Below are 23,259 nucleotides of genomic sequence, written 5' to 3'. Positions count from 1 at the left end.
GTATACAAAAATGTAATTAGATATCTTCTTTTTCTTTGATTATACCAGCTTTTTTCTTGCGCCAGTACCAAATGTAGAGCGGAAGAATGACGATACAGCCACCTAGACCCCAAAGTAATTGGTTTGTTTGGGCTTGGCCTAGCATCCAAAGGGATGTAGCAATGGCGATGATTGGAACGGTGTAACCACCTGGGATTGTGTAGGATCGTTCTTTATCGGCCCATTTGCGACGGAATATGATGACGGCTAAACATGTTGGTAAGTATTGTGTAAAACGGGATACCGCACTAATAGCAGCAAGGGTTGTAAATGAACCGGACCAAGCAAGTAGCACGCTGGCAATAGCGGTGACAATCGCTGCTACATATGGTGCATTGTAGCGATTGCGTTTAGCTAAGGCACTTGGAAGCATGCCATCTTCGGCCATGGATGTTGCGATACGAGGGGCGTAATAGGCTTCGGCAAAGTTAATACCGCCCATAGAAATTAATGTGCCTGCCAATACAATGTACATGCCAATTGGGCCTAGGATTACGTTGAAAGCATCTTGTACCGGTGCTTTTGTGTTAGCAAGGTCAGATCCTAGAACACCAATAGATACGGCAAGTATGGCCATATATAGGACTGATACGAGTAGCATACACATGATAATGGCACGCGGTAAATTCTTTTTAGGATTCTTCATATCCTCTGCGGCAATGGCAATAACTTCAAACCCTGTATAGGCAAAGAAGAGAAGCACGGCTGCTTGTGCAAAGGATCCTTCTACATAGGTATCGTGTGGGAATACAGGTGTAAAGTTAGCACCATTAATAAAGAATATACCGATAGCGATAAATAGGGCGAGAGGGACTAATTTAGAGATTGTAATCAAGTTATTAACAAACTTAGACACGTTAACACCAAATATGTTTACGATTGTTAAGCCTACGATTAATATAAAGGAAATGACATCCTTTGCAAAATCACCACTTAAGGCTGGCACTGCTGCACCTAATGCTGTGGCAAAGCCAACGGCCATGGCGGCCCAAGCAATAACGGTTACAATCCATTTAAGGACGCCTACCTCAAATCCCCAAAAGTCACCTAATGCATGTTTGGCATATAGATAAGGGCCACCATTACGTGTGAAAAGGCTAGCCGCCTCTGCAAAGCACAAGGCAATACATCCTGCAATGACCGCATCAAATAAAAGGACCCCTAAACTGGCTGACCCAATAATGGCATAGGCCTTATTAGGTAACAAGAAAATCCCAGTACCAACGATACCATTGATTCCAAGGAGTACAATACTCCAAAATCCAAATTTACTTTTCTTATCCATTAGTTGACCTCCTTAGTCGCATCTACGAAGGCTTTAAATAATGTTTTTGCATGTACATCTTTCACATGCATCATTTCTGGATGGAATTGAGTTGCTACAAACCATGGACGACTCGTATCCTCTAATGCCTCTACTGTACCGTCCTTGGCGCGACCTGTAACAACTAGGCTTTCACCAATATTTCGACACGTTTGATGATGATGAGAATTTGTAATCCATGTGGTTGTGCCGATGATTTTCGCTAATTTAGAATCAGGTTCAATTTCTACCGTATGCGTAGGTAATGCAGGCGTTTGATTTTGGCTGTGCTTAATCGTGCAATTTTCATCATATGGCAAATCTTGGTACAAGGAACCACCACGATAAACATTCACGATTTGGCAACCGCGGCAGATGGCGAATACAGGAATATTTCGCGCCTCCGCTGCAGCTAGTAAGGCAAAATCGAATTGATCGCGCTCAGGGAACACATCGCCGATGCCTCGCAATGGTTCCTCGCCATAATTGAGCGGATACACATCATGACCACCTGTAAGGAGTAGGCCATCAACAATATTGATAGTTTCCTTTGCTTGCTCTAAATTTTCCGTGAAAGGAATAATAATAGGAATGCCGCCGGCTTCTTCGATGGAGCGGACATAATCCTGATTCACGTAAGAACGGATTAAATCGACATAAGCGCCACTGTTATCGCGTAGCGTATTGCCGGAAATTCCGATTAATGGTTTTTTCATACTATCACCTCAATGTGTAAAATACTGTACATCAAGTACAGTATAATTATAATTCATTTTCCTATAATATACTATAACATATTATGCAAGTAGGAATTGCGTTTATGTAAATATAGCTAAGACTGGATGATTCTAAAATAAATTTATAGAAAATTGATAAAAAATTAATATTTAGGTATAATGTGTTTTAGATTGTATAGTATAAATTGAGGAGAGAATGTATGAACTGGAAACGTGTAATAGCATTAGGTTTATTAGGTATTACATTAGGTGTGGGGCAGTCGTATGGGATTGATATTAATATTCCAGGTGCTGTTCCTTCTGCACTAGAAGATGCATATCAACATTATCGGATAGATCCTAAAGTAACGCGCTTGATGGAACAGAGTATAGAAAAAGAAATACCTGCTATTCGAGCAAATGATCCTAATTATGATAAATCAAAGTTAGAGGCTGATATTTATGCTACTAAAGAATTAAATAACGCGGTTATGTATTCACGGACAGTTGTAATTTTGCGTGATAATGGGGCAGATATAAAATTTACAGCTCCTTATGAAAGTGGTATAGGAATTGCAAGGTTAGATAATACAAAAGATATCGTTAGAATGGGACGTATTTTTTCTCGAATTGCTCAATTAGGTTATGAAGTTCGCCCTCAACCAAAGGGGAATCTTTGGGAGAATACCAATATTGAATACGGTAAGCTAAATAGTGATATATTGCGTAGAGAATTTGAAGAGAGCAAAGGGGCTATACGTCTGGATGGTTCTAAGATGTTAGGTAGTGGCACTTTTGCATATAAAGGTATGGAGAAGGCAACTTGGGATGTAATCAAATATGATTCAGATAATATAATAGGTACATTAAATTTTACACTCCCTACATCACCTACCAGAAGTTATCACATAGGATATCAGATGAGTGATCGTTTAAATCATGATGTTTTAAAAGATAATGAACAAGAAATCATGAAATCAACTATGGCACCATTAGTTAATACGATTTTGCCTTCTATCAAACCCGCATCAGCTATTTTAGAAAATACGACTCCAGTACGTGTAGAAAACTTTACTTTCCAAGTATTTAAAAATAGTAAGCATATTGGTCGTGAGACTCTTAAGAATGGGGGCTATAGGGTAAATTATTCTTCTGGAAATATAAAAGAAGAGATCATTGTTACTCCTTTGTCATCAATAGATAATGTTAAAAAGCAAAATGTTTTATTTAACTATTTAAATGATTTTGTTTATACTGAATCGTTAAGTAAAGGGAAACAAATTCAATCGGCTACTGTTTGGAATGATGCTACACCAGGTGTGTATTTAGAGGTTGAAGGAGATAAATACACATTGTTTACTATGACGGTATATGACGAAAATTATCGTTATACATACCTGGTAAAGAAACCTCACGATATTCATGTAAGTAATTATAAAATTAGAGATATGATACAATATGTGGATAATAAGAGAAATAAAACAAACTATAATAAGATAAAACTAGGTCTAGGTGTACCACCTGATGTTTTTGATGATACAAAGATTTTCAATAAATAGTGTCTATATAGGTAGTATAAAAAGAGGACCGGCTCAAACGAGTCGGTCCTCTTGCTATTCGTATATGTAATTATCTAAAGAATCTACCAATGAGTGGCATGCTAGCCCCATCATTTTTATTAAGTCCTTTTAAGAGAACCATGATAATGACGTAGAGTAATAAACCTTCGATACCGGTAAGTATAAAGTTAGCCCACATTGGTAAGATATCTGTTAAGTAGTGGTAACTCAAGAAGATGAGTATACCCATGACACCGGCACTGACCACGTTTTTCCATAGAAGGGAAATGTCGAGGAAGTAGCCTGTGTATTTTTTGATGTAAATCAAATTGAGTAACGCTGCAAAGCCAATATCAGCAACGGTTGCCCAGGCAGCACCACCGATGCCGAGCCAAGGAATGGCAGTCAATGTCCAGTTAAGGATAACCTTGATGATAAGGGAAATACCCATGTTGATAACTGGAATGCGCGGCTTATTAAGGCCTTGTAAAATCCCTGTTGTAACTTGGTGTACACCGAGGAAGAAGATAGAGAACGCAGTGATTTGCGTTGCTAGTTCTGCCTTAGGAGCATTGTAAATCAATGTAACGGTTGGGGCAGCGAGTACATATAATAGTACCGTAAATGGTACGGTTGCCATAAATGTTAAGCGCATAGAACCAGCAGTGCGTTCGTAAATACCTTTATGATCTCGCTTAGCAAAAGCATGAGAGATGGCTGGTACGATGCTCGTAGCAAGGGCTGCTGTAATAATGGTAGCCAAGTTGATGAGCGGCACTGCCATACCTGTAAGATAACCGAACAGTTCTGTTACTTCATTCATCGGGAAATTAGCGTCTAGTAGGCGACGTGGTACGATGAGCAAATCAAGATTGGCCGTTAATGGTAACATGATGCTGGCTAAGGAAATCGGAATGGACAATGATAACAGTCGCGATAAAATTTCCTTGGCCGATTCGCGTGGACCATCGTAGCTTTCACCAGTACTACTAGCCTTAGGCAATTTGTAGTAATAGTACAAGAGCACGAGGAAGGCACCAAAGGCTCCGACGCCAGCACCTAGGCTAGCACCGCCAGCTGCAGCAGGTAAGCCATATGGCAATAAGATGGCCGCTGCACCGAGCATGACGATAACGCGCAATAGTTGTTCTACGATTTGGCTGACCGCCGTTGGGGTCATCATCTCATAACCTTGGATGTAGCCGCGGAAACAGGAAATCCACGTTACAAAGAATACTGCCGGAGCAAGTGCGATGATTGAGTAGTAGGCACGACTTTCAGCAATGAGACCGCTAGAGATAAGCCAATCTGCGCCAAAGTACATGGCCAAGCTGGCGATAAAGCCCGTAATGGTCAGCATTGTGAAAGAAATATTAAATACTCGTTTAGCACCACCAAAGTCGTGTAATGCTAATCGTTCTGCCGTCAAAATAGAGATGGCAATCGGCACACCTGCGCTTGAAATTTGTAATAGTAACAAATAGATAGGAAAGGCCATCTGGTAGATCCCGATGCCTTCCCCACCCAAGATACGGGAGAGAAGAATCCAGTTGATACTACCGATGGCTTTCACTACGAAACCGGCAATGGTTAAGATTAAGGTTCCTTTTACAAATCCACTAGCCATAGATTATAGTTTGTGAGAAGAACCTAATACATCTTTAATTTTGTGAGCTACCATGCCTTTAATAGCGTCACGAGCAGGTCCTAAATATTTACGAGGGTCAAATTCGGATGGATTTTGTGCCAAGTATTCGCGTACAGATGCAGTCATAGCAAGGCGAAGGTCTGTATCGATGTTGATTTTGCAAACCGCCATTTGCGCTGCTTTGCGAAGCATTTCTTCAGGTACGCCTTGTGCGCCAGGGATATTGCCACCAAATTCGTTACATTTTGCTACGAATTCAGGCAATACGGAGGAAGCACCATGCAATACGATAGGGAAGTTAGGCAATAATTTACCCACCTTTTCCAAACGTTCAAAGTCGAGGTAAGGTGTGCCTTTGAATTTGTAAGCACCGTGGCTTGTACCGATAGCGATAGCCAAGGAATCAACGCCTGTTAATGCTACGAATTCAGCAGCTTGTTCTGGGTCTGTGAAGCGAGCGTCTGCATCGGATACGTTAACGTCATCTTCGACGCCAGCCAAACGACCAAGTTCTGCTTCTACTACAACACCGTGCGCATGAGCGTATTCAACAACTTGTTTTGTAATTTTTACGTTTTCGTCGAAATCGTGGTGAGAAGCGTCAATCATAACAGATGTAAAACCGCCGTCTACGCAATCTTTACAGATTTCAAAAGAATCACCGTGGTCAAGGTGAAGAGCGATTGGTAAATTGCTATCTTCCAATGCTGCTTCCACAAGTTTTACAAGGTAAATGTGTTTTGCGTATTTGCGAGCACCTGCAGATACTTGCAAAATAAGAGGGGATTGTTCCTCTTTTGCTGCATCGACGATACCTTGTACGATTTCCATATTGTTAACGTTAAAAGCACCTACTGCGTAGCCGCCTTCATAAGCTTTTTTGAACATTTCCGTAGTCGTTACTAATGGCATGTTGTCCTCCTTGGCTTTATAGCCGATTGTATGTATTTTGAAAGTATTGTCATCAACTTATGATGATACATATCTATTCATTGTTAGTATATCAAGAAACGATATAAAGCACCACAATTTTATAAGGTTTTCTAGATGAATCTGTTAGAGACATAGTAAATCTTTCATATCCGTTGGCAGAGGTGCTCGTAGTTCTACGTATTCTTGTGTCATAGGATGGGTGAAAGCTAGGTACCCAGCGTGTAATGCTTGCCGACGAATATAATCTAAATGACCGCCATATAAATCATCACCAGCTAAAGGACAACCTAAATGGGATAGGTGTACACGAATCTGATGGGTTCGGCCCGTATGGAGTACACATTGCACATGAGTCAGAACCTGTTGCGTGCTCAAATTTTTATTCATTTGTACAGGCTGGGAAACAATGTGGCGTGCCAATACCGTCACATCAGTACGAGCCGGTTTGCCAATTGATGTGCAACATCGTTCAATGATGCTACCTGCTTTACGCCCGATGGGCCATTTAATAGTTAGCGATTGGCTTGGCATAGTGCCTTCAACGATGGCGTCATAAACCTTTTTAAATTTTGTGCGTTGCTTATCAAAGGCGTGTTGTACTACCGATGTTTTTGCGATGATGACGATGCCCGATGTATCCTTATCGAGGCGATGGACGGGGTGAAAGTCATGAGCCTGCTCAGTTTCGTCATAATAATAGAGAACGCCATTTGCCAATGTTCCATCGCGTACCGTCGAGGTAGGGTGCATAAGAACACCGGCGGCTTTATTTACAGCGAGGATGTGTTCGTCTTCGTATACGATTTCCAGATTCATTGGAGAGCGTGAAAATTCTTGTTCAGGTACTAATTTCATAAGTAGATGATCTCCGCCATGAACAAGGGTATCCCATGTAGCCGATTGTCCGTTAATGGTGATGATTCCATTATTTTTTAGACGCCGTCGCATGCGCTGTGAAATATGCTGTTGTTTTATAATATGATTCATTGATTGCGTGTGTATATTAGCATCTACAATCAAGTCGATTATGGTTGCTGTTTTCATAGGTCCTATTATAGCAAAAAAATAATGGATGAAGAATTTTTCACAATTTATTGTATATATAAAGGTTCGTATAGTATAATTTATATTAATATTTGTTTATAAAATTTTTATATCTAGAGTCCTTTGAGTAATAAGAGGAGAGGCCTATGAAACTCAACAGAAAATCTTTATTAGTCGCATGTGTGTTGGCGGCTATGGCTACGAGTACTTTCGCAGCATCTAGTACAACATCTACTAGTAGTACAACAGTAACAAATCATGATACACCAACATCTACAAGTACGCGTGTAACACGTGAACAACATAGTGTATCCACATCTACTACTAATATTTCTACGACTGAAAAGGTATCTACTAAATCAAGTGGTACAACTGTATCTGTTGGTGTAGGGCAATTAGGTGATTATGTAGCGGTACCAATTATTGGAGCTACTCAAAAATTAGCACCAGCAGCATTTAAGTCTCTCCAAGCAAACATTGATGAGGCTACTGAAAGTAATAGTGCTTTTATTAAACTGGGTCAATTAGCTAAGGTTAAGCAAAATGGTAAATGGGGACTTGTAGGAACTAATGGTCAAGTTTTGCTTGATCCACAATATAAAGAGTTGAATCCATCTTATGCTGAGGACGGAACATACTTCGTAAAGTTAAAGAAAACTTTAGAACATATTAAAGTAGATGGTACCGTTTTATCAAGTGGTAAAGATGCCTTAGATGAACAGGTTAAACAAATTATCAATCATCATGATGAGACTGTAAACAAGAATCAAAATTCGTCAAATCATAAGGAAACATATGCAAGTGATTCTTATACGGCCGTTTCTGTAAAAGGAAAATGGGGTTTTAATGATGCATCAGGTAATACTGTAATCGCTCCACAATTTAAAGAAGTATATACGAAATTTAGTGAAGATCGTGCTTTTGTAAAAGATGCTAAAGGTAAAAATGTAGCAATTGATGGCACAGGTAAGACTGTATTTGAAGCACCATCTAATGATATTGACGCATATGATGATGGATTGGCAGAATTCCGACGCCATATAAGCAAGTTTAATCTTGGAGGCTTGTTGAGTATGGCTGTAGGAATAACCCTTAGTAATCACGGTGGAATCTATTATGGTGATGCATGGAACCCTGTATATGATGGTGTAAAACGCGGTTATATTAATCGTGATGGTAAAATTGTTATCGATAGTAAAAATGATGCAGTTTGGCCAATTACTGCATATGGCACACTTGTGAAAAACCAAGGGCTTATTGGATTCGTAAATCGTGAAGGTAATTATATTATTCAACCAGGTAATTATGATTTAGGCGAATTTAGTGATCTTAATGGATTGTTAGTATTTATCAATAAAGATAATAAAAAAGCGGGCGTATTTGACGTGGATACAGGCAAACAAGTTATTCCGTTTACCTATGATTCTATTAGATTTGTAAGCCTAACTAATATGGTTGTAGTGAGTGGTGATACTCAACAGTTAATCGATATGACAACCGGAAATGTTATTTTGACTACCTCCAAAGATATGGGGATAAATAAATTTAGTGGACCATATACTTGGGTACATAAGACTTCTAGTGATTATAAGCTTATTGATGATAGTGGTAAAGTATTATTTAGTGATAACACAATCACTTCTGCAATGCCCGTTAAACATGGTTTTGCTCCGGTAAAATCTCAAGGTAAGTGGGGAATTGTAAATCTACGTGGTGAGTGGGTTGTACAACCACAGTATGAGGATATTGAGATTTTATAGATAGATTGTATTATAATAAAAATTTATGTATTGGTTATCCTAGTATATTATGTTGTTTAACAATAAATGAGGAATTCATTAATTTTTCATAATGTGCTATACTGTAGTTATAAATTGGCTTGTGAATTTATTTGCTTTTGGAGGAATATATGAAAACATCTAAAGCATTATTAAAACTTTTGGTTGTAGGTTGTCTTAGTGTTTCTTGTGCATTACCACTGACTGCTTCAGCAGAAGATACAAGTGCACCAAGTGCGATGCAAGAATCTGTAGTTAAGACAGAATTACCATCTGGAGTTAATCGTATTCAGTTGTTAAAGAGTGGTGAAACTACGGCAACTGTAAAGACATCATCTGTTGCTGCTGGACATGCGTATATTCCTAAAGATACAAATATTAATTTAGAATTAATCGATCCTATTAGTTCTAAGAAAAGCAAAGAAGGAAATACCTTTAGATTAAAGACCATAGAAAATTTACTAATTAATGATGTAGTTGTTATTCCAGCAAACCAAGAGGTATTAGGGACAATTACAAAAGCAAGAAAAAATGGTATGCTTGGACGCAAAGGTCGTTTAGAGTTTAAAATTGATAGCATTAAGACTATTAATGGTGTAAATGTTCCATTAACTGCAGAAGTTAAAGGAAAGGGCCATTCTGATAATGGAGCAGTTGCCGTTGCTGCTGCAGTAAGTTTGGTTGGTGGCTTGTTCATGAAAGGGACTAATATTTACTATGAACCTGGCCAAAAATTTGTAGCTCTTGTATCTACTGATACAGATCTAAATACAACCGTGGAAGATTTGCCTAATGCTATGAATCCAAGTCAACCTACTGGTCAAAATATTGTTTTACCAATTAAATAAAATATAAGTAGTATTAATACCCAATAGTGATAAATTTTAAAATATTGCTATTGGGTATTTTAGTTGATTATATAAAGATAATAGGATGGGAAGATAATTATTGTATCTAGATTAATGAAAAATCATCATAATCTAATTATTTGAATTCCTAGTAAATATTGATAATTTACGATATAATTATATAGATGTATTCCATTCAATGAATACGTGGATGATGATGAAAATAATGCGTGAACCCCATGCCCAACGGGTTCAGGTGTAGGAGGTATAAAATGGCTAAAGATTGTTCCTTTGACGTTGTATCCGAAGTGGATATGCAAGAGGTGGATAATGCGGTAAACCAAGCGAAGAAAGAGATTGGTACGCGTTATGATTTCCGCGGTTCTAAAGCTGAAATTAGCCTTGACGGTGATACCATTAAAATCATCGGTGATGACGAATATAAATTGAACGCTATTATCGATGTATTAAAAGGCAAAATGGTTAAGCGTAATGTAGCGGTTAAGAACCTTGATTTTGGTAAGATTGAGCCTGCTGCTGGTGCCACTGTACGCCAAGTGATTACTATTAAAAAAGGCATTACAAAAGAAAATGCTAAAGAAGTAGTAAAGGCAATCAAAAATATGAAGCTTAAGGTACAAGCGTCTATCCAAGAGGATCAAGTGCGCGTATCTGGCAAGGATAAGGATGATTTGCAAGCGGTTATCCAAATGTTAAAACAATTGGATGTACCGGTTGAATTGCAATTCGTTAACTTCCGTTCCTAATTATATAAGCATAAGAGATAGGGTTAGATTGATTCCAGTGAATCGCTAACCCTATCGGTGTAGGAGGCGCTATGAGAGTAGAGGACATGAAGGGTGGTTATACGACCGGTTCATGTGCTACGGCAGGCATGAAAGCAGGTTTATTGGCCCTCTTAGAACACAATATTGTGGACAAGGTTGTCATTGAGAATCCGCAAGGTCAATTCATTGAGGTACCTATTAAATCTGTGGAAATCATATCCGAAACAGAGGCAAAGGCGACTGTGATGAAGGATGGCGGTGACGATCCAGATGTGACCCATGGCAATGATGTGGAAACGACGGTGACCCTTGATGACACAGGCAAGCTACGTTTTCGAGCTGGCTTTGGTGTCGGTACGGTTACGAAACCCGGTCTTGCCATGCCCCCTGGACAACCGGCCATTAATCCGGGCCCTAGAGCGATGATGAAACTCGTATTTGAAGAGTTTTGTACGCAAGGTCAAGGTGTGACGGTAACAGTAAGCGTTCCTAATGGTAAGGTGTTGGCTAAGAAGACGTTGAACCATACGCTGGGTATCGAAGGTGGTATTTCCATTATCGGTACAACGGGTATCGTTAAGCCGATGAGTGAAGAAGGGTTTAAGAATTCTCTTGTGCCTCAGTTAAAGGTAATGAAAGCCAATGGCTGCGAAACGGCAGTTCTCGTACCGGGGCGTATCGGTCAAGATTTAGCGGAACAAGTGCTCGGTATCCATAAGAACCAAATGGCTGAAACCAGCAATTTCATCGGATTTATGCTTGAACAAGCCGTGCATATTGGCTTTAAACGTATCTTGATTATCGGTCATATTGGTAAACTTATTAAGCTTGCTAGCGGAAGTTTCCATACCCATAATCGCATGAGCGATGGTCGTATGGAAAGTATTGTAGCCTATGCAGCTCTTGAAGGAGCATCCCAAGCGGTGTGTGAAGAGTTATTTAATTGCCAAACTACAGAATCTACGTTCCCTATATTAGAACGAGAAGGCCTTACCGGTGTATATCAACGTGTAGTAGACCGCGCATCTATGCGCAGTGAACGATATATTGCCAATGAGGCTGAGGTAGGTATCATTATTACCACATTAAAGGGTGAGATTTTGGCTATGGATAAGCATGCAAAAGAGATAGGAGAGCTAGAACATTGGCACATACCTTGTATATCGTAGGCATTGGTCCGGGCAATCCTGATTATGTGGTGCCTAAAGGCCTTAATTTAATTAAACATGCTACCGTTTTGGTAGGTAGTGAACGCTCCTTGGAGGATTTTAAGGAACCCGGACAGATTACGTATCCTGTAACGGGGAAACTAAGTTGGTTATCCGAACAAATCGAGCGTGAACTTCACGACCATGATGTTGTGGTTATGGTCAGCGGTGATACGGGCTACTATAGCTTGTTACCGTATTTGAAAAAGAAATTTCCTACCACACGCATTGAAGTGGTGCCAGGCATTAGTTCCATGACATTTGCCTTTGCACGCCTTAACGAAGTGTGGCATGATGCGGATTTAATGAGCTTTCACGGACGCCAACCAGCGTCTGAAAGACTCGTATATGAAGCGGGAAAAAAGATGGGGTTCTTAACGGATCCTGAATATAATCCAGCGCATATTGCGCGTATTTTAATAGATGCAGGTTGGCCAAAAGAAACGAGAGCTGCAGCCCTTGAGCGATTGAGTTATGACGATGAGAAAATCGTAGACTCCACGCTAGAGGTTCTTACAGAACTCGAAGGATTTGGTCATTCTGTAATGGTGGTACTAGGATGAGACATTTTTTTGGAATTCCTGATGAGGAATTTATACGCGGTGACGTGCCGATGACGAAATGCGAGATTCGCAAAGCCGTTATGAATGAGGCACGTATCGAAGAAGATAGCATCGTTCTTGATGTGGGGGCTGGTACGGGTTCGATTTCTATTGAAGCTGCCTTAGCGGCACCTAAAGGTCATGTATATGCTATCGAACGTTTTGATAAAGGCATTGAGTTGATTCATGAAAATATGAAGAAATTCAATGTAAATAATATGACTGTTATAAAATCCAAAGCTCCGGAGGGTATGGAAGATTTACCTGAGCTTGATGCGGTTATTATCGGCGGCAGTGCTGGCGGTATGACTGGCATTATGGATGAAGTACAACGGTTGTTAAAGGTAGGCGGTCGCCTTGTTGTAACGGCGGTAACGATGGAAACGGGTTATACCATTTTAAAAGAGTTGAAAGGTCGTCCTTTCACCTATGAAGGGTACCAAATGTCCATTAGCCGCTATCGTAAGGCTGGTCCATATCATTTGTTGGACCCATTGAGTCCAATTTTTATTGTATCTGCAACGCGTATCGCAGAAGGAGAGTAATATGGTTGACGTACATATTGTAGGCGCAGGCCCTGGGGATCCAGAGCTTATTACGCGAAAAGGGTATCGTTTAGTGCAAGAGGCCGACGTTGTCATCTATGCCGGTTCCTTGGTAAACCCTGCTATTTTAGAGGCTTGTAAACCAGGTTGTGAAATTCATAACAGTGCCACTATGAACCTTGATGAGGTATTGGCTGTTATGAAAGCTGCCGTAGCAGAAGGCAAAAAGGTTGTCCGTTTGCACACTGGCGACCCTGCTATTTACGGTGCTATTCAAGAGCAAATGGATGCTTTGGCTGGCATGGGTATTACCTATGAAGTGGTGCCTGGCGTAAGTTCGTTCCTCGCTACAGCAGCGGCGTTGAAACAAGAGTATACATTGCCAAATGTATCTCAAACTGTAATTATTACGCGCATGGAAGGCCGTACACCAATGCCTCCAAAGGAAAAATTGCGCATGTTGGCGGCTCATGAAGCGACCATGTGTATCTTCCTTAGCGTTCAAATGCTAGATAAGGTAGTAGCTGAACTTATCGAAGGCGGTTATGATAAAACAACACCTGTAGCTATCGTAGTGAAAGCTTCTTGGCCAGACCAACGCATCATCCGCGGTACATTGGAAACCATTGCGGATATCGTGGCTGAAGAAGGCGTATTACGTCAAGCTATGATCGTTGTTAGTCATGTACTAGACAGCGAATACGAATTATCTAAGCTTTACGATAAGGGCTTTGCCCATATGTATCGTAGTGCTAAGGACTAGTGTGATGAAAGAACTAGAATCTGATGCGCCTATGACAGGAGCAAAGACGAATAGAACTGCTATTCTTTCTGTGTCTGAACGCGGTGCAAGGCTGGGGCAACGTATCAAGTCTTTGGTAGCTCCTCATGCGGACTGTTATGAAAAGGAAAACCGTCCCTCTGGTGGTGAGGCTATCTATTTTGATTCTCTCAAACATCACATAGGGCAGATTTTCAAAGATTACGATCAAGTGTTATGCATTATGGCACTCGGTATCGTAGTGCGCATGATTGCACCGTATATTGAGCATAAATCTAAGGATCCTGCCATCGTCGTAATGGATGAGGCCGGTCATCATGTTATCAGTTTGTTATCTGGTCACCTTGGGGGCGCCAACGAATGGACGCAGTCCATTTCGCTGGCCATAGATGCGGACCCTGTTATTACAACGGCGACGGATGTTAATGGATTGCCAGCGCCTGACGTGTTGGCGCGCCACGAGCATCTGTTGGTCGACGATTTTCACACATTAGTGGATGTTAATTCTGCTGTTGTGGCTGGTGAAAGCGTCAACTACTACATCGATGAAACCTTAGTCGATGCTAATCGGTTACGCGATGCTGCTGCATTACATATCGGTACGCATGGCACTGTTCAGGTGGTAGATGTATTTACATTGCCTGAGACTGATGGTGTTCGTCGCGTAGTGATAACAGATAAGGTGATTCCTGAGTATACAGAGCAACTCATCTTACGCCCTCGTACGTATACGATGGGCATCGGTTGTCGCCGAGATACGCCAAAGGAGCTCATACTGGATGCCATTACACAATCTCTACAGACGCATAAGCTTTCACCAAAAAGCATCGTCACAGCTGCATCGGTTATTGTGAAACAAGATGAAGTCGGTCTATTAGAGGCCGTAAACGAATTAGGGTGGGCTATTCATTTCTACACACAAGAAGAGATAGCACCCGTTATAGAAGAACAGGATTTAAAAGAATCCACATTTGTAAAAGGAACAATAGGAGTAGGAAACGTATGCGAGACAACAGCATTACTAGCGGCCAAGAGCCAAATATTAATACAGCACAAAACGGTGTATCCCAAAACAACGGTAGCCATTGCACAGGTAACATCAAAGTAATCGGCATTGGACCTGGGGACGCTGAATTTATGACACCACAAGCACGGGAAGCGATTTTAGCGGCAGATCGTGTAGTCGGTTATTTAACATATCTTGATTTGATTAAAGACCTTATCGCAGGTAAACAAACGGTAGGTACAGCGATGATGCAAGAAGTGGATCGTTGCCAACAAGCCGTTGATTTGGCTGTAGAAGGTCACCAAGTAGTAGTTGTATCCTCTGGTGACTCCGGCGTGTACGGCATGGCTGGTCTTGTATTGGAATTGGCTAATAAAGTACCAGCAGACAAACGCCCTTCCGTGGATATCGTTCCAGGTCTTAGTGCTGTCAACGTAGCAGCCTCTGTATTGGGTGCACCTTTGATGCATGACTTTGCCGTTATTTCCCTTAGCGATTTGATGACACCTTGGGATCTAATTAAAAAACGTGCTGACCTCTGCGCACAAGGGGATATGGTTATTTCCTTGTATAATCCACGTAGTAAAAAACGCGTAACTCATTTAGATGAAGTACGTGAAATCGTTCTTAAATACCGCGACCCTAAAACACCTGTAGGCATCGTGCAAAAAGCAGGTCGTCCAGGTCAGCATATGGTGATTTCTGATCTTGAAAACTTCACAAAAGAAGAAGTAGATATGCAAACACTTGTTATCATTGGTAACAGCCAAACTTATGTTGAAAATGGTCGTATGATTACACCTCGAGGTTACAAATTATGATTTGGGTCATCGCTGGTACCTTGGATGGTCGAACCTTAGCGGTAGATATCCAAGAACGAACCGGTGAAGAGGTTCTCGTGACGGTAGTGAGCCAATATGGGGCGGAATTGGCCGCTCATGAAGGCATTACGGTTCATACGGGGCGCCTCGATCAAGAGGCTATGCAACAGTTGATTAAGGAGCATAATGTGCGCCTACTCATTGATGCAAGCCATCCGTATGCAGCTATTGTGACTGCAACGGCTCAAGATGCAGCTAAGGCGGTGGGTATCCCTTTTGTTCGGTTTGAACGAAAAGAGGTACCATTGCCAGACTATGATAAGTTGCATATCGTAGTTGATGAAACAGAAGCAGCTAATTTAGCCGGCAAATTGGCAAAGGAAAATAACAATCATGTATATTTGACTACTGGTAGTAAGACGATGCACATCTTTGCTAAGTCTGAGGCCTTACAAGACTGTGAAGTGTGGACACGTATTTTGCCAACTGCTGAGGTGTTGCAAATGATGGAAGACCTCAATGTGAGTCCTAAACGTATCGTTGCCGTACAAGGTCCATTTTCTTACGATATGAATCGTATTATGTTCCACGATACAAAGGCGAGCGTTGTGGTTATGAAAAACTCTGGCCTCGTAGGTGGGGCAGATACGAAATTACAGGCTGCCATCGACCTTGGCATCCACGTTATTGTTATCGATCGTCCACGGGTGAAACTAGAATGCCCTGTGGTATCATCGAATGATGAATTTTTCAAATTATGGGAGGACACTAATGGATTACGTTAAAAATCCTAAAGCCATTGAAGATAAAAGTATGGAAATCATTTACGATTATGTAAAGGATTTAGGTTTAACCGATGATGAAGTACGCGTTGTATCTCGTACAGTTCACGCATCTGGTGACGTTGAATATGCTCAACTCGTAAAAATGAGCCCTGACGCTGTTCAAAAAGGTATTGAAGCATTAGACAATGGTGCAGATATTTACACTGACGTAGAAATGGTTCGCACAGGTATTTCTAAACCGGCTCTTAAACTTCGTGGTAATGAAGTACATTGCTTAATCAAAGATGAAAATGTAGCTAAAATGGCTAAAGAATTGGGCGTAACACGTTCTATCGCTGCTATGCGCACATTTGGCAAACAATTAGAAGGCCAAATCGTTGCTATCGGTAATGCACCAACTGCATTGTACGAAGTATTGCGCCTTGCTCTTGAAGAAGGTATTAAACCAGCTCTTATCATCGGTATTCCTGTAGGCTTTGTTGGCGCTGCTGAATCCAAAGATTATTTGATGGAAGTATCCCCAGTTCCTTATATCACTGTAAAAGGTAACAAGGGTGGTAGCCCAATTGCAGCATCCGTATGTAATGCATTACTTTACACAGATGTAAAACGCAACGATATGCTCTTCGTAGAAGGCAAAGAATCTAAATAAAAAGTAACCCGAATCGTTGCTTATTGGGGGCGATTCGGGTTTTACTATATCTATTATGAGGTTTATATGTATAATACGGGTGCTGATAGTACCATGTATTGGTGAAAGGAGAGGTTACTGTGGACTCTCTGAATGAACGAAAACTATTTCGTATATCAGTTATTATTGTCTTGGTTATTGCTGTCATAGCTAGCATGATTATCTCGCTGATTTGGGGTTCCACACCGGTTTCACTATCGGAGATTTGGCACACATTGTGGGCTAGTGAGCTAACAGATACAGCATCGCAAATTATTTGGAATATTAGGTTGCCTCGTAATATTGTTGCTGCATTAGTTGGTGCTTGTTTAGCTGTATCGGGTGCCATTTTACAGGCGGTTATGAAGAACCCTTTAGCAGATCCTCAAATTGTTGGGGTGTCATCTGGTGCCGGACTTGCCGGTGTTATTATATTTATTCTTTTCCCTGGCTATGATCATATTGTGCCTCTCGTCGCCTTTATAGGTGCTATGGCTGCGGCGTTGATGGTATATGCTCTTGCTTGGAAGAATGGTGTACGCCCAAGCCGTATCATCTTGGCTGGTGTCGCGGTGGCTGCTTTTTTAGGCTCTGGTATTTCTGCACTACTTGTATTCTATGGAGATCGTGTGCAAGGAGCCTTACTTTGGATGGTAGGGGGCTTGGCTGCACGCAGTTGGCCTCAAGTAGAGGTTCTGTTCCCATACGCGTTAGTCGGTCTTATTTTTGCCTGTTTAGGTGCCAAACGTCTTACTATTTTAAGTTTAGGTGATGAAACAGCAAAGGGCCTAGGCCTTAAGGTAGAACAAACGCGGTTTATTATGACTGCTGTTGCGGCTCTATTAGCAGCAGGTGCCGTTAGTATTGCGGGCTTAATCGGATTCGTAGGCCTCGTTATACCGCATATGTTACGACTTATCATCGGTAATGATTATGCGTATTTACTCCCAGGCTCTGCATTATTAGGGGCACTCGTCCTCGTTGTTAGTGATACGGTAGGGCGTGTTATGTGGAGTCCAATTGAGGTACCTGTTGGCATTATCATGGCATTCTTCGGGGCGCCATTCTTCTTATATCTATTGAGGAGGGATAACTAATGAATACGGCTATTGATGTAAACCAGTTATCCGTCACTCTCGGAAATCGTCATATTTTACATGATATTAATGTATCTGTCCCTACTGGTAAAATAACGACTTTAATCGGGCCTAATGGTTGTGGTAAAAGTACACTCTTACGGTCTATGATTGGATATATTCATAGTCCACGTGAATGTGTGACTATTTTAGGTAAACCATTACAGTCGTATTCACAAAATGAATTGGCACGTCAAATGGCGTTTCTGCCACAGGTGCCTAATATGCCAAAGGATATGACCGTAGAAGAATTGGTATATTGTGGACGCTATCCATACCAAATGTGGTGGAAGAATACGGCCAAAGAGGACCGAGAAATCGTTGACTATGCATTAGGAATTACAAAAACGAATCATTTACGGAATCAATTAATTCCATCCTTATCTGGTGGTGAACGGCAACGGGTATGGATTGCTATGGCCTTAGCACAACAACCAAAATTATTAGTGTTAGACGAACCAACAACATACTTAGATATTAACCATCAACTAGAAATCATGGAATTGTTAAAACGATTAAACGATGAACAAGGATTAACCGTATTGATGGTACTCCATGAATTGACGCAAGCCGTACAATATTCTCATTATATGGCTATTATAAAAGATGGTCATTTAGTGACAGCTGGAGACACGAAAGAAATCGTATCGGATGAACTATTTAGAGATGTATTTTCCGTAGATGTACAAATCGATACCTTTGATGATAAACAATATGTACGCGTAAAAGGTTTAGCTGAGTAGATAGCTAGACTAATAGTGAAAGAGGGCATTCCCGAAATGGGGAATGCCCTCTTTAGTATGTTAGGATATGTTAAAATGTAACATCAATGCCATATGCTTCTTTCACTAAACGAGCCATAGCCTTAGGTGTTTGTAGACCTGGGTTAAGTAGGAATAGTTTAGATGGTAAGTAGATGACACGGTTGTTTTGTACAGCCTTAAGATTAGCCCATGCAGGATTATCTGTCATAGCTTTCTTCATGGCCTTTGTAATTTCTTCTTCTTTACCCATGGTAACGACGAAGATAATATCAGGGTTATCAGCGGTTAATGTTTCAAGAGAATACGGTACCGTTTTATCTTTGGTTGTACCATCTAGGTGAGATGTTACAACATTTGTCATACCTAATTCTTTGACCATAGATGCAGTTACCGCTTCGTCGGTTTCAGCTGTCACACCTTTACCGGTAGCACGCAATACGGCAATACGTGCAGGTTGTTGGTTTTTAATGGCATCCTTAACCTTTTGAATATTACTTTCGTAGGTGGCAATAACGGATTTAGCCTTATCTTGATGGTTTGTTAATTCTCCAAGGAATGTTAGCATTGGCACATTATCCTTGATGCCATCGTAATTGAAAAGTACGGCTGGGATATTGTTAGATTGTAATTGGGATTCATATTTTTTATGTTGGTTTTCCAAACCCAATACCACATCTGGTTTTAAACCTAACAATTGTTCCATATTGATGTTAGCCGTTTGACCTAATGCAGGTAATGCTTCTAATTCTGGCGCTAGTTTATCTGTCGTGCTAGCTCGGGAAATTGCCTTTCCATCTACTGCGTATAGCATGGACAATACAGAATTTGAAAGAACGGCGATGCGTTGTGGATCCTTTGGTACAGTATAGGTTTCACCATTAAAGGTAAGTTCCTTCGTAGTAGCAGAAGAGCTGGATGTGGACTTACCACACCCAGCTATTGCTAGTACGATCATGACCAAAGCAAGACTACAGAGTAGTAGTTTTTTCATGATGTACTCCTATGTACGTTATATAACGATACTAGTTAAATTGTAGATTGATTATTTTTGTAATGCGTCCCAAGATTCGTTAGCACGTTCAACGAATAAGTTACGGATGTTAGGATTTTCACCTAAGCCATGGATGTAAGTGTCAACTTTGAAGCCTTCTTTTTCAAGAATGGATTTATGGGATTCTGGTTCTGCACCAGCCATGTCATTATTTGCATGGTCGCCAGCTACCATCATGAATGGCATCAATGTAACGTGTTTAATACCATGTAATTTCAATTGAGGGATAACTTGTTCAAGATTTGGAGTACCTTCTACAGTGTAAATAAATACATTTTTCATACCAAGAGTATGGATACGGTCTTGAATTACAGAATAGTAAGCATTGGAAGGATCTGGAGTACCATGAGCCATGATAAGAAGACCGTCTTCTTTGCCTAATTTAGGGAATTGAGATTGAACAGCTTTTAATGTTTCAATAACTTGGTCAGTTTGGTTTTCTTGACCCATCCAGTACATAAGAGATGTACCAAGTGTCATTTTTTTGAAATTATCTTTGTACAAATTATATACTGCTGCATCGTAGTTGTATTCCATACCAGGAATTACATCAAGGGATGCTAATGCAACGCGAGTGTAACCGTCTTTTTTAAGTTCAGCCAATGCTTCTTCAGGAGTTGGGTAAGTAATACCTTCTTTTTGTTGGATACGATCACGAATAATATGGCTTGTGAAAGCTGTAATTACTTTTGTGTTTGGATGAGCTGCTTTAATAGCATCTACAGTTGCATCAATTGTTTTAGCACGAGTATCTTTGAAAGTTGTACCAAAGCTCATAACAACCATAGCATCTTTGTTTGGCAAGTTTTGTAAAGCTTCAGTATTGTGTGTACGAACACCGATTGCAGAAGCTTCTTTTAATGCTGGAGTAGGGTCTTTTACTTCAGGATTTAATTGGTATGCAGCGTGACCAAGCACAGGAGCACCAAATGTCAATGCGAAAGCCGCTAATGCAGCAGAAACTGTTAATGCACGTTTTTTTACACTAATCATAAGTGAATCACCTCATTAAACAACATCATCTGACTATGCAGACATAACTATATTATCTATAATCAATCGTAGCAACCTAGGGGATGGATGTCAATAAACCCCATACCTGTACACGTATAAATAATACGACCGTTTTTTATAAAAAATCATAATAAATGAGGAATAATCTTATGTTTTATAAAAATATTCTTATTGGTTATGACGGTATAATTATAAGTAATTCAATGTTTATGATAGGATTTATCATTATATTTTTGTATTTTATGTGGAATTCTAAAATAAAAATATATTAAATAAAGGTGTACTGCTTAGATGTAGTAGACCTTTATTGCTAAATCTTCTATTGACTTTCGAAAAAAAAACATAATAAAATATAAAATATGAGTTTATGTTTTATTTAGAGAGGAAATATATGATTAAGCGAGCGGTACTTTTGTATCTAGGTCTAGCATGTGTGATACCTTTACAGGGACATGGTGCTAATCCTATAGACACACAAGAACAACTAGATAGAGCAAGAGCTAGTCAAGAAGCGAGAGAGGCACGATTAGGAGAAGAACGGATACAATGGCAACATATATCATCTAATACAGACGGTAAGACACCAAGACCTGCATCAGGACCTATGAGTGTTTCACCGTCTTTTTATATCACGCAGATACGGTTAGCTGAAGAAGGCGGAGACTCAAATTCTAAGATAGATAATTCTGCGCCATATAGTACGAGACTGATTAAGGGGCCTTTATATTATCAATCAAAAGGTCAGGATATATTACTTGATGTTCCTCAGACATTCTCGTTTCTGAGAAAAGAAATTAAACCTTATATTAATTGTAAGTTATCTATTGAGGATATTAATGGGTTATCGACTCAATTAAATAATTCATTACTATCGCATGGTTTTGTTACATCTAAAGTGGGAATTCCACAACAATCCCTTGCCACGGGACAATTGCAGTTTAATTTACAAATTGGACGGATTGAAGCTATTATGTATCGGCCAGATTTACCACATTTACCTTGGCATAATGCATTTCCATTACGAGAAGGGGATATATTAAATATTCGAGATATTGAGCAAGGCTTAGAACAGATGCGACGAATTGGATCCCAATCAGTAGCTGTTGAGTTAGAAGCTGGGTCAAAACCGTTATATTCTACTATTATATTGCAAACATCTAAAAAGCCTCCAATTCATGGCATAGTGTCTATTGATGATTCTGGATTAAAAGATACTGGAAAACTGCAGTGGACGACTTCTATAGGCATTGATCGATTATTCAATGCTAATGATACCTTTCAAGTGAGTTTAAATCAGGATGGAGCTCGAGATGGCGAAGTCAAGGGTACTAAAAACCATAGTATTTCTTACTCGATTCCACGAGGTAAAGATACGTTTTCTGTTTCATATAGTAATATGAAATATCATCAAACGGTATATACTATGGTAAATCCATTCATTAGTTCTAGTCGAGCTAAGACATTTAGAGGAACATGGAATCATGTATTTCATCGCAGTCGAACAATTAAACGGAGTTGGGATATAACGATATCTAAACGTAATTCCAAGAATTATATTAATGATGTGGAAATTGAAGTACAGAGAGCGAATACAGCATCATTGGAATTAGGTCTTTCAGAACGACGGTATCGTAAACAAAATACTATCTTTTCTCGTGTCGCTATAAAAAAAGGTGCTGGTTGGTTTGGATCACAACCTGATTATGGATATGGTGCACCAACAACGCGTTATACACAACTATTATTAGATGTAGATTATCAAATGCCACGTACATGGGGCCACCGTCCTGCAAGTATTACAACATCATTTCATGGGCAATGGACATTAGGTGGCAAGCAATTATACTCACGAGATATGATTAGCCTTGGCAATCGATATACCGTACAAGGCTTTGATGGTGAGCATACGTTGATGGCTGAGAGTGGTTGGTATATGCGAAATGAAGTAGCTAGTTATATACCAAAATGGAAATCAAGTATATATGCCAATATAGATTTTGGTGCCGTATATGGACCTAGTACCGATGTATTGACAGGTCGGTTTATTGCCGGTACAGCCATTGGTATGAGAGGCCAATTTAAGTCTGGAATATTTTATGATGCCTTTGTTGGTATGCCGTTATATAAACCGGAAGGTTATAAAACAAATCATATAGCAGCAGGATTCCAAGCGGGATTTAGATTTTAGTAAATTGCTGTTATATCTCATATATATAGTTT

At 40.1% G+C, this 23,259-nt stretch carries 22 protein-coding genes; 15 read left to right on the top strand and 7 right to left on the bottom strand.

Annotated elements, in window-relative coordinates; genetic code table 11:
* Positions 1–16: 16 nt before the first annotated feature.
* Positions 17–1,324, bottom strand: a complete 1,308-nt coding sequence (locus tag VAHSUH02_RS06735) for an APC family permease (protein WP_005376295.1) — start codon at positions 1,322–1,324, stop codon at positions 17–19.
* Complete coding sequence (locus VAHSUH02_RS06730) at positions 1,324–2,058, bottom strand: gamma-glutamyl-gamma-aminobutyrate hydrolase family protein (RefSeq protein ID WP_005382713.1); 735 nt, start codon at positions 2,056–2,058, stop codon at positions 1,324–1,326. The genes VAHSUH02_RS06735 and VAHSUH02_RS06730 overlap by 1 nt, the downstream gene beginning before the upstream one ends.
* A gap of 221 nt (positions 2,059–2,279) precedes the next feature.
* Here VAHSUH02_RS06730 and VAHSUH02_RS06725 point away from each other — a divergent pair, with 221 nt between their 5' ends.
* A complete protein-coding gene (locus tag VAHSUH02_RS06725) occupies positions 2,280–3,617 on the top strand; it encodes a hypothetical protein (protein ID WP_005382714.1) in 1,338 nt (445 codons plus the stop codon).
* A 70-nt stretch (positions 3,618–3,687) separates the two neighbouring features.
* On the opposite strand, the gene VAHSUH02_RS06720 is transcribed toward VAHSUH02_RS06725, so the two are convergent.
* From VAHSUH02_RS06720 to VAHSUH02_RS06710, 3 genes are all read right to left on the bottom strand, one after another.
* Complete coding sequence (locus VAHSUH02_RS06720) at positions 3,688–5,244, bottom strand: putative polysaccharide biosynthesis protein (RefSeq protein WP_005382715.1); 1,557 nt, start codon at positions 5,242–5,244, stop codon at positions 3,688–3,690.
* A 3-nt stretch (positions 5,245–5,247) separates the two neighbouring features.
* On the bottom strand, positions 5,248–6,177 hold the full coding sequence (fba, locus tag VAHSUH02_RS06715) for a class II fructose-1,6-bisphosphate aldolase (RefSeq protein WP_005379166.1): 930 nt from the start codon (positions 6,175–6,177) through the stop codon (positions 5,248–5,250).
* A 144-nt stretch (positions 6,178–6,321) separates the two neighbouring features.
* A complete protein-coding gene (locus VAHSUH02_RS06710; RefSeq protein WP_005382716.1) occupies positions 6,322–7,242 on the bottom strand; it encodes an RluA family pseudouridine synthase in 921 nt (306 codons plus the stop codon).
* A 146-nt stretch (positions 7,243–7,388) separates the two neighbouring features.
* On the opposite strand from VAHSUH02_RS06710, the gene VAHSUH02_RS06705 reads away from it, so the two are divergent.
* The 13 genes from VAHSUH02_RS06705 (at position 7,389) to VAHSUH02_RS06645 (ending at position 18,953) form a co-directional block, all read left to right on the top strand.
* Positions 7,389–9,002: a WG repeat-containing protein gene (locus tag VAHSUH02_RS06705; protein ID WP_005382718.1), complete on the top strand. Its 1,614-nt coding sequence runs from the start codon at positions 7,389–7,391 to the stop codon at positions 9,000–9,002.
* Positions 9,003–9,151: 149 nt separating this feature from the next.
* On the top strand, positions 9,152–9,868 hold the full coding sequence (locus VAHSUH02_RS06700) for a hypothetical protein (protein WP_005382719.1): 717 nt from the start codon (positions 9,152–9,154) through the stop codon (positions 9,866–9,868).
* Between the two features lie 272 nt (positions 9,869–10,140).
* Positions 10,141–10,635 (top strand): YajQ family cyclic di-GMP-binding protein, encoded by a 495-nt coding sequence (locus VAHSUH02_RS06695; RefSeq protein ID WP_005376039.1) that lies wholly within the window; start codon positions 10,141–10,143, stop codon positions 10,633–10,635.
* Between the two features lie 71 nt (positions 10,636–10,706).
* Entirely contained in the window at positions 10,707–11,825 is a 1,119-nt protein-coding gene (gene cbiD, locus VAHSUH02_RS06690; RefSeq protein ID WP_005382720.1) for a cobalt-precorrin-5B (C(1))-methyltransferase CbiD, read from the top strand.
* Complete coding sequence (gene cbiE / locus VAHSUH02_RS06685) at positions 11,801–12,427, top strand: precorrin-6y C5,15-methyltransferase (decarboxylating) subunit CbiE (RefSeq protein ID WP_038148657.1); 627 nt, start codon at positions 11,801–11,803, stop codon at positions 12,425–12,427. Before cbiD ends, cbiE begins: the two co-directional genes overlap by 25 nt.
* Positions 12,424–13,011 (top strand): precorrin-6Y C5,15-methyltransferase (decarboxylating) subunit CbiT, encoded by a 588-nt coding sequence (gene cbiT, locus VAHSUH02_RS06680; RefSeq protein WP_005382722.1) that lies wholly within the window; start codon positions 12,424–12,426, stop codon positions 13,009–13,011. The genes cbiE and cbiT overlap by 4 nt, the downstream gene beginning before the upstream one ends.
* Before the next feature lies 1 nt (position 13,012).
* Positions 13,013–13,774 carry a precorrin-4 C(11)-methyltransferase gene (gene cobM / locus VAHSUH02_RS06675; RefSeq protein WP_005382723.1) on the top strand — a complete coding sequence of 254 codons (762 nt, stop codon included), beginning with the start codon at positions 13,013–13,015 and terminating at the stop codon, positions 13,772–13,774.
* Positions 13,775–13,778: 4 nt separating this feature from the next.
* Complete coding sequence (locus tag VAHSUH02_RS06670; RefSeq protein WP_005382724.1) at positions 13,779–14,900, top strand: cobalt-precorrin 5A hydrolase; 1,122 nt, start codon at positions 13,779–13,781, stop codon at positions 14,898–14,900.
* 29 nt (positions 14,901–14,929) lie between these two features.
* Positions 14,930–15,619, top strand: coding sequence for a precorrin-3B C(17)-methyltransferase (cobJ, locus tag VAHSUH02_RS06665; protein WP_005376261.1), 690 nt, complete (start codon positions 14,930–14,932; stop codon positions 15,617–15,619).
* Entirely contained in the window at positions 15,616–16,404 is a 789-nt protein-coding gene (cobK, locus tag VAHSUH02_RS06660) for a precorrin-6A reductase (RefSeq protein WP_005379186.1), read from the top strand. The genes cobJ and cobK overlap by 4 nt, the downstream gene beginning before the upstream one ends.
* On the top strand, positions 16,391–17,056 hold the full coding sequence (locus VAHSUH02_RS06655) for a precorrin-8X methylmutase (RefSeq protein WP_005376263.1): 666 nt from the start codon (positions 16,391–16,393) through the stop codon (positions 17,054–17,056). Before cobK ends, VAHSUH02_RS06655 begins: the two co-directional genes overlap by 14 nt.
* 119 nt (positions 17,057–17,175) lie before the next feature.
* On the top strand, positions 17,176–18,171 hold the full coding sequence (locus VAHSUH02_RS06650) for a FecCD family ABC transporter permease (protein WP_005379268.1): 996 nt from the start codon (positions 17,176–17,178) through the stop codon (positions 18,169–18,171).
* Positions 18,171–18,953, top strand: coding sequence for an ABC transporter ATP-binding protein (locus VAHSUH02_RS06645; protein WP_005382728.1), 783 nt, complete (start codon positions 18,171–18,173; stop codon positions 18,951–18,953). Before VAHSUH02_RS06650 ends, VAHSUH02_RS06645 begins: the two co-directional genes overlap by 1 nt.
* Positions 18,954–19,023: 70 nt before the next feature.
* Here VAHSUH02_RS06645 and VAHSUH02_RS06640 read toward each other — a convergent pair whose 3' ends face one another.
* Entirely contained in the window at positions 19,024–19,965 is a 942-nt protein-coding gene (locus tag VAHSUH02_RS06640; RefSeq protein ID WP_005382730.1) for an ABC transporter substrate-binding protein, read from the bottom strand.
* Positions 19,966–20,016: 51 nt separating this feature from the next.
* Positions 20,017–21,018, bottom strand: coding sequence for a sirohydrochlorin cobaltochelatase (locus VAHSUH02_RS06635; protein WP_005382732.1), 1,002 nt, complete (start codon positions 21,016–21,018; stop codon positions 20,017–20,019).
* A gap of 412 nt (positions 21,019–21,430) precedes the next feature.
* Between VAHSUH02_RS06635 and VAHSUH02_RS06630 the strand changes: the two genes are divergently transcribed.
* Positions 21,431–23,227: a ShlB/FhaC/HecB family hemolysin secretion/activation protein gene (locus VAHSUH02_RS06630; protein WP_005376280.1), complete on the top strand. Its 1,797-nt coding sequence runs from the start codon at positions 21,431–21,433 to the stop codon at positions 23,225–23,227.
* Positions 23,228–23,259: the final 32 nt, after the last annotated feature.

The sequence above is a fragment of the Veillonella atypica KON genome (assembly GCF_002959915.1).
Lineage (GTDB): Bacteria > Bacillota > Negativicutes > Veillonellales > Veillonellaceae > Veillonella > Veillonella atypica.
This window is presented reverse-complemented; position numbering and strand designations above follow the sequence as displayed.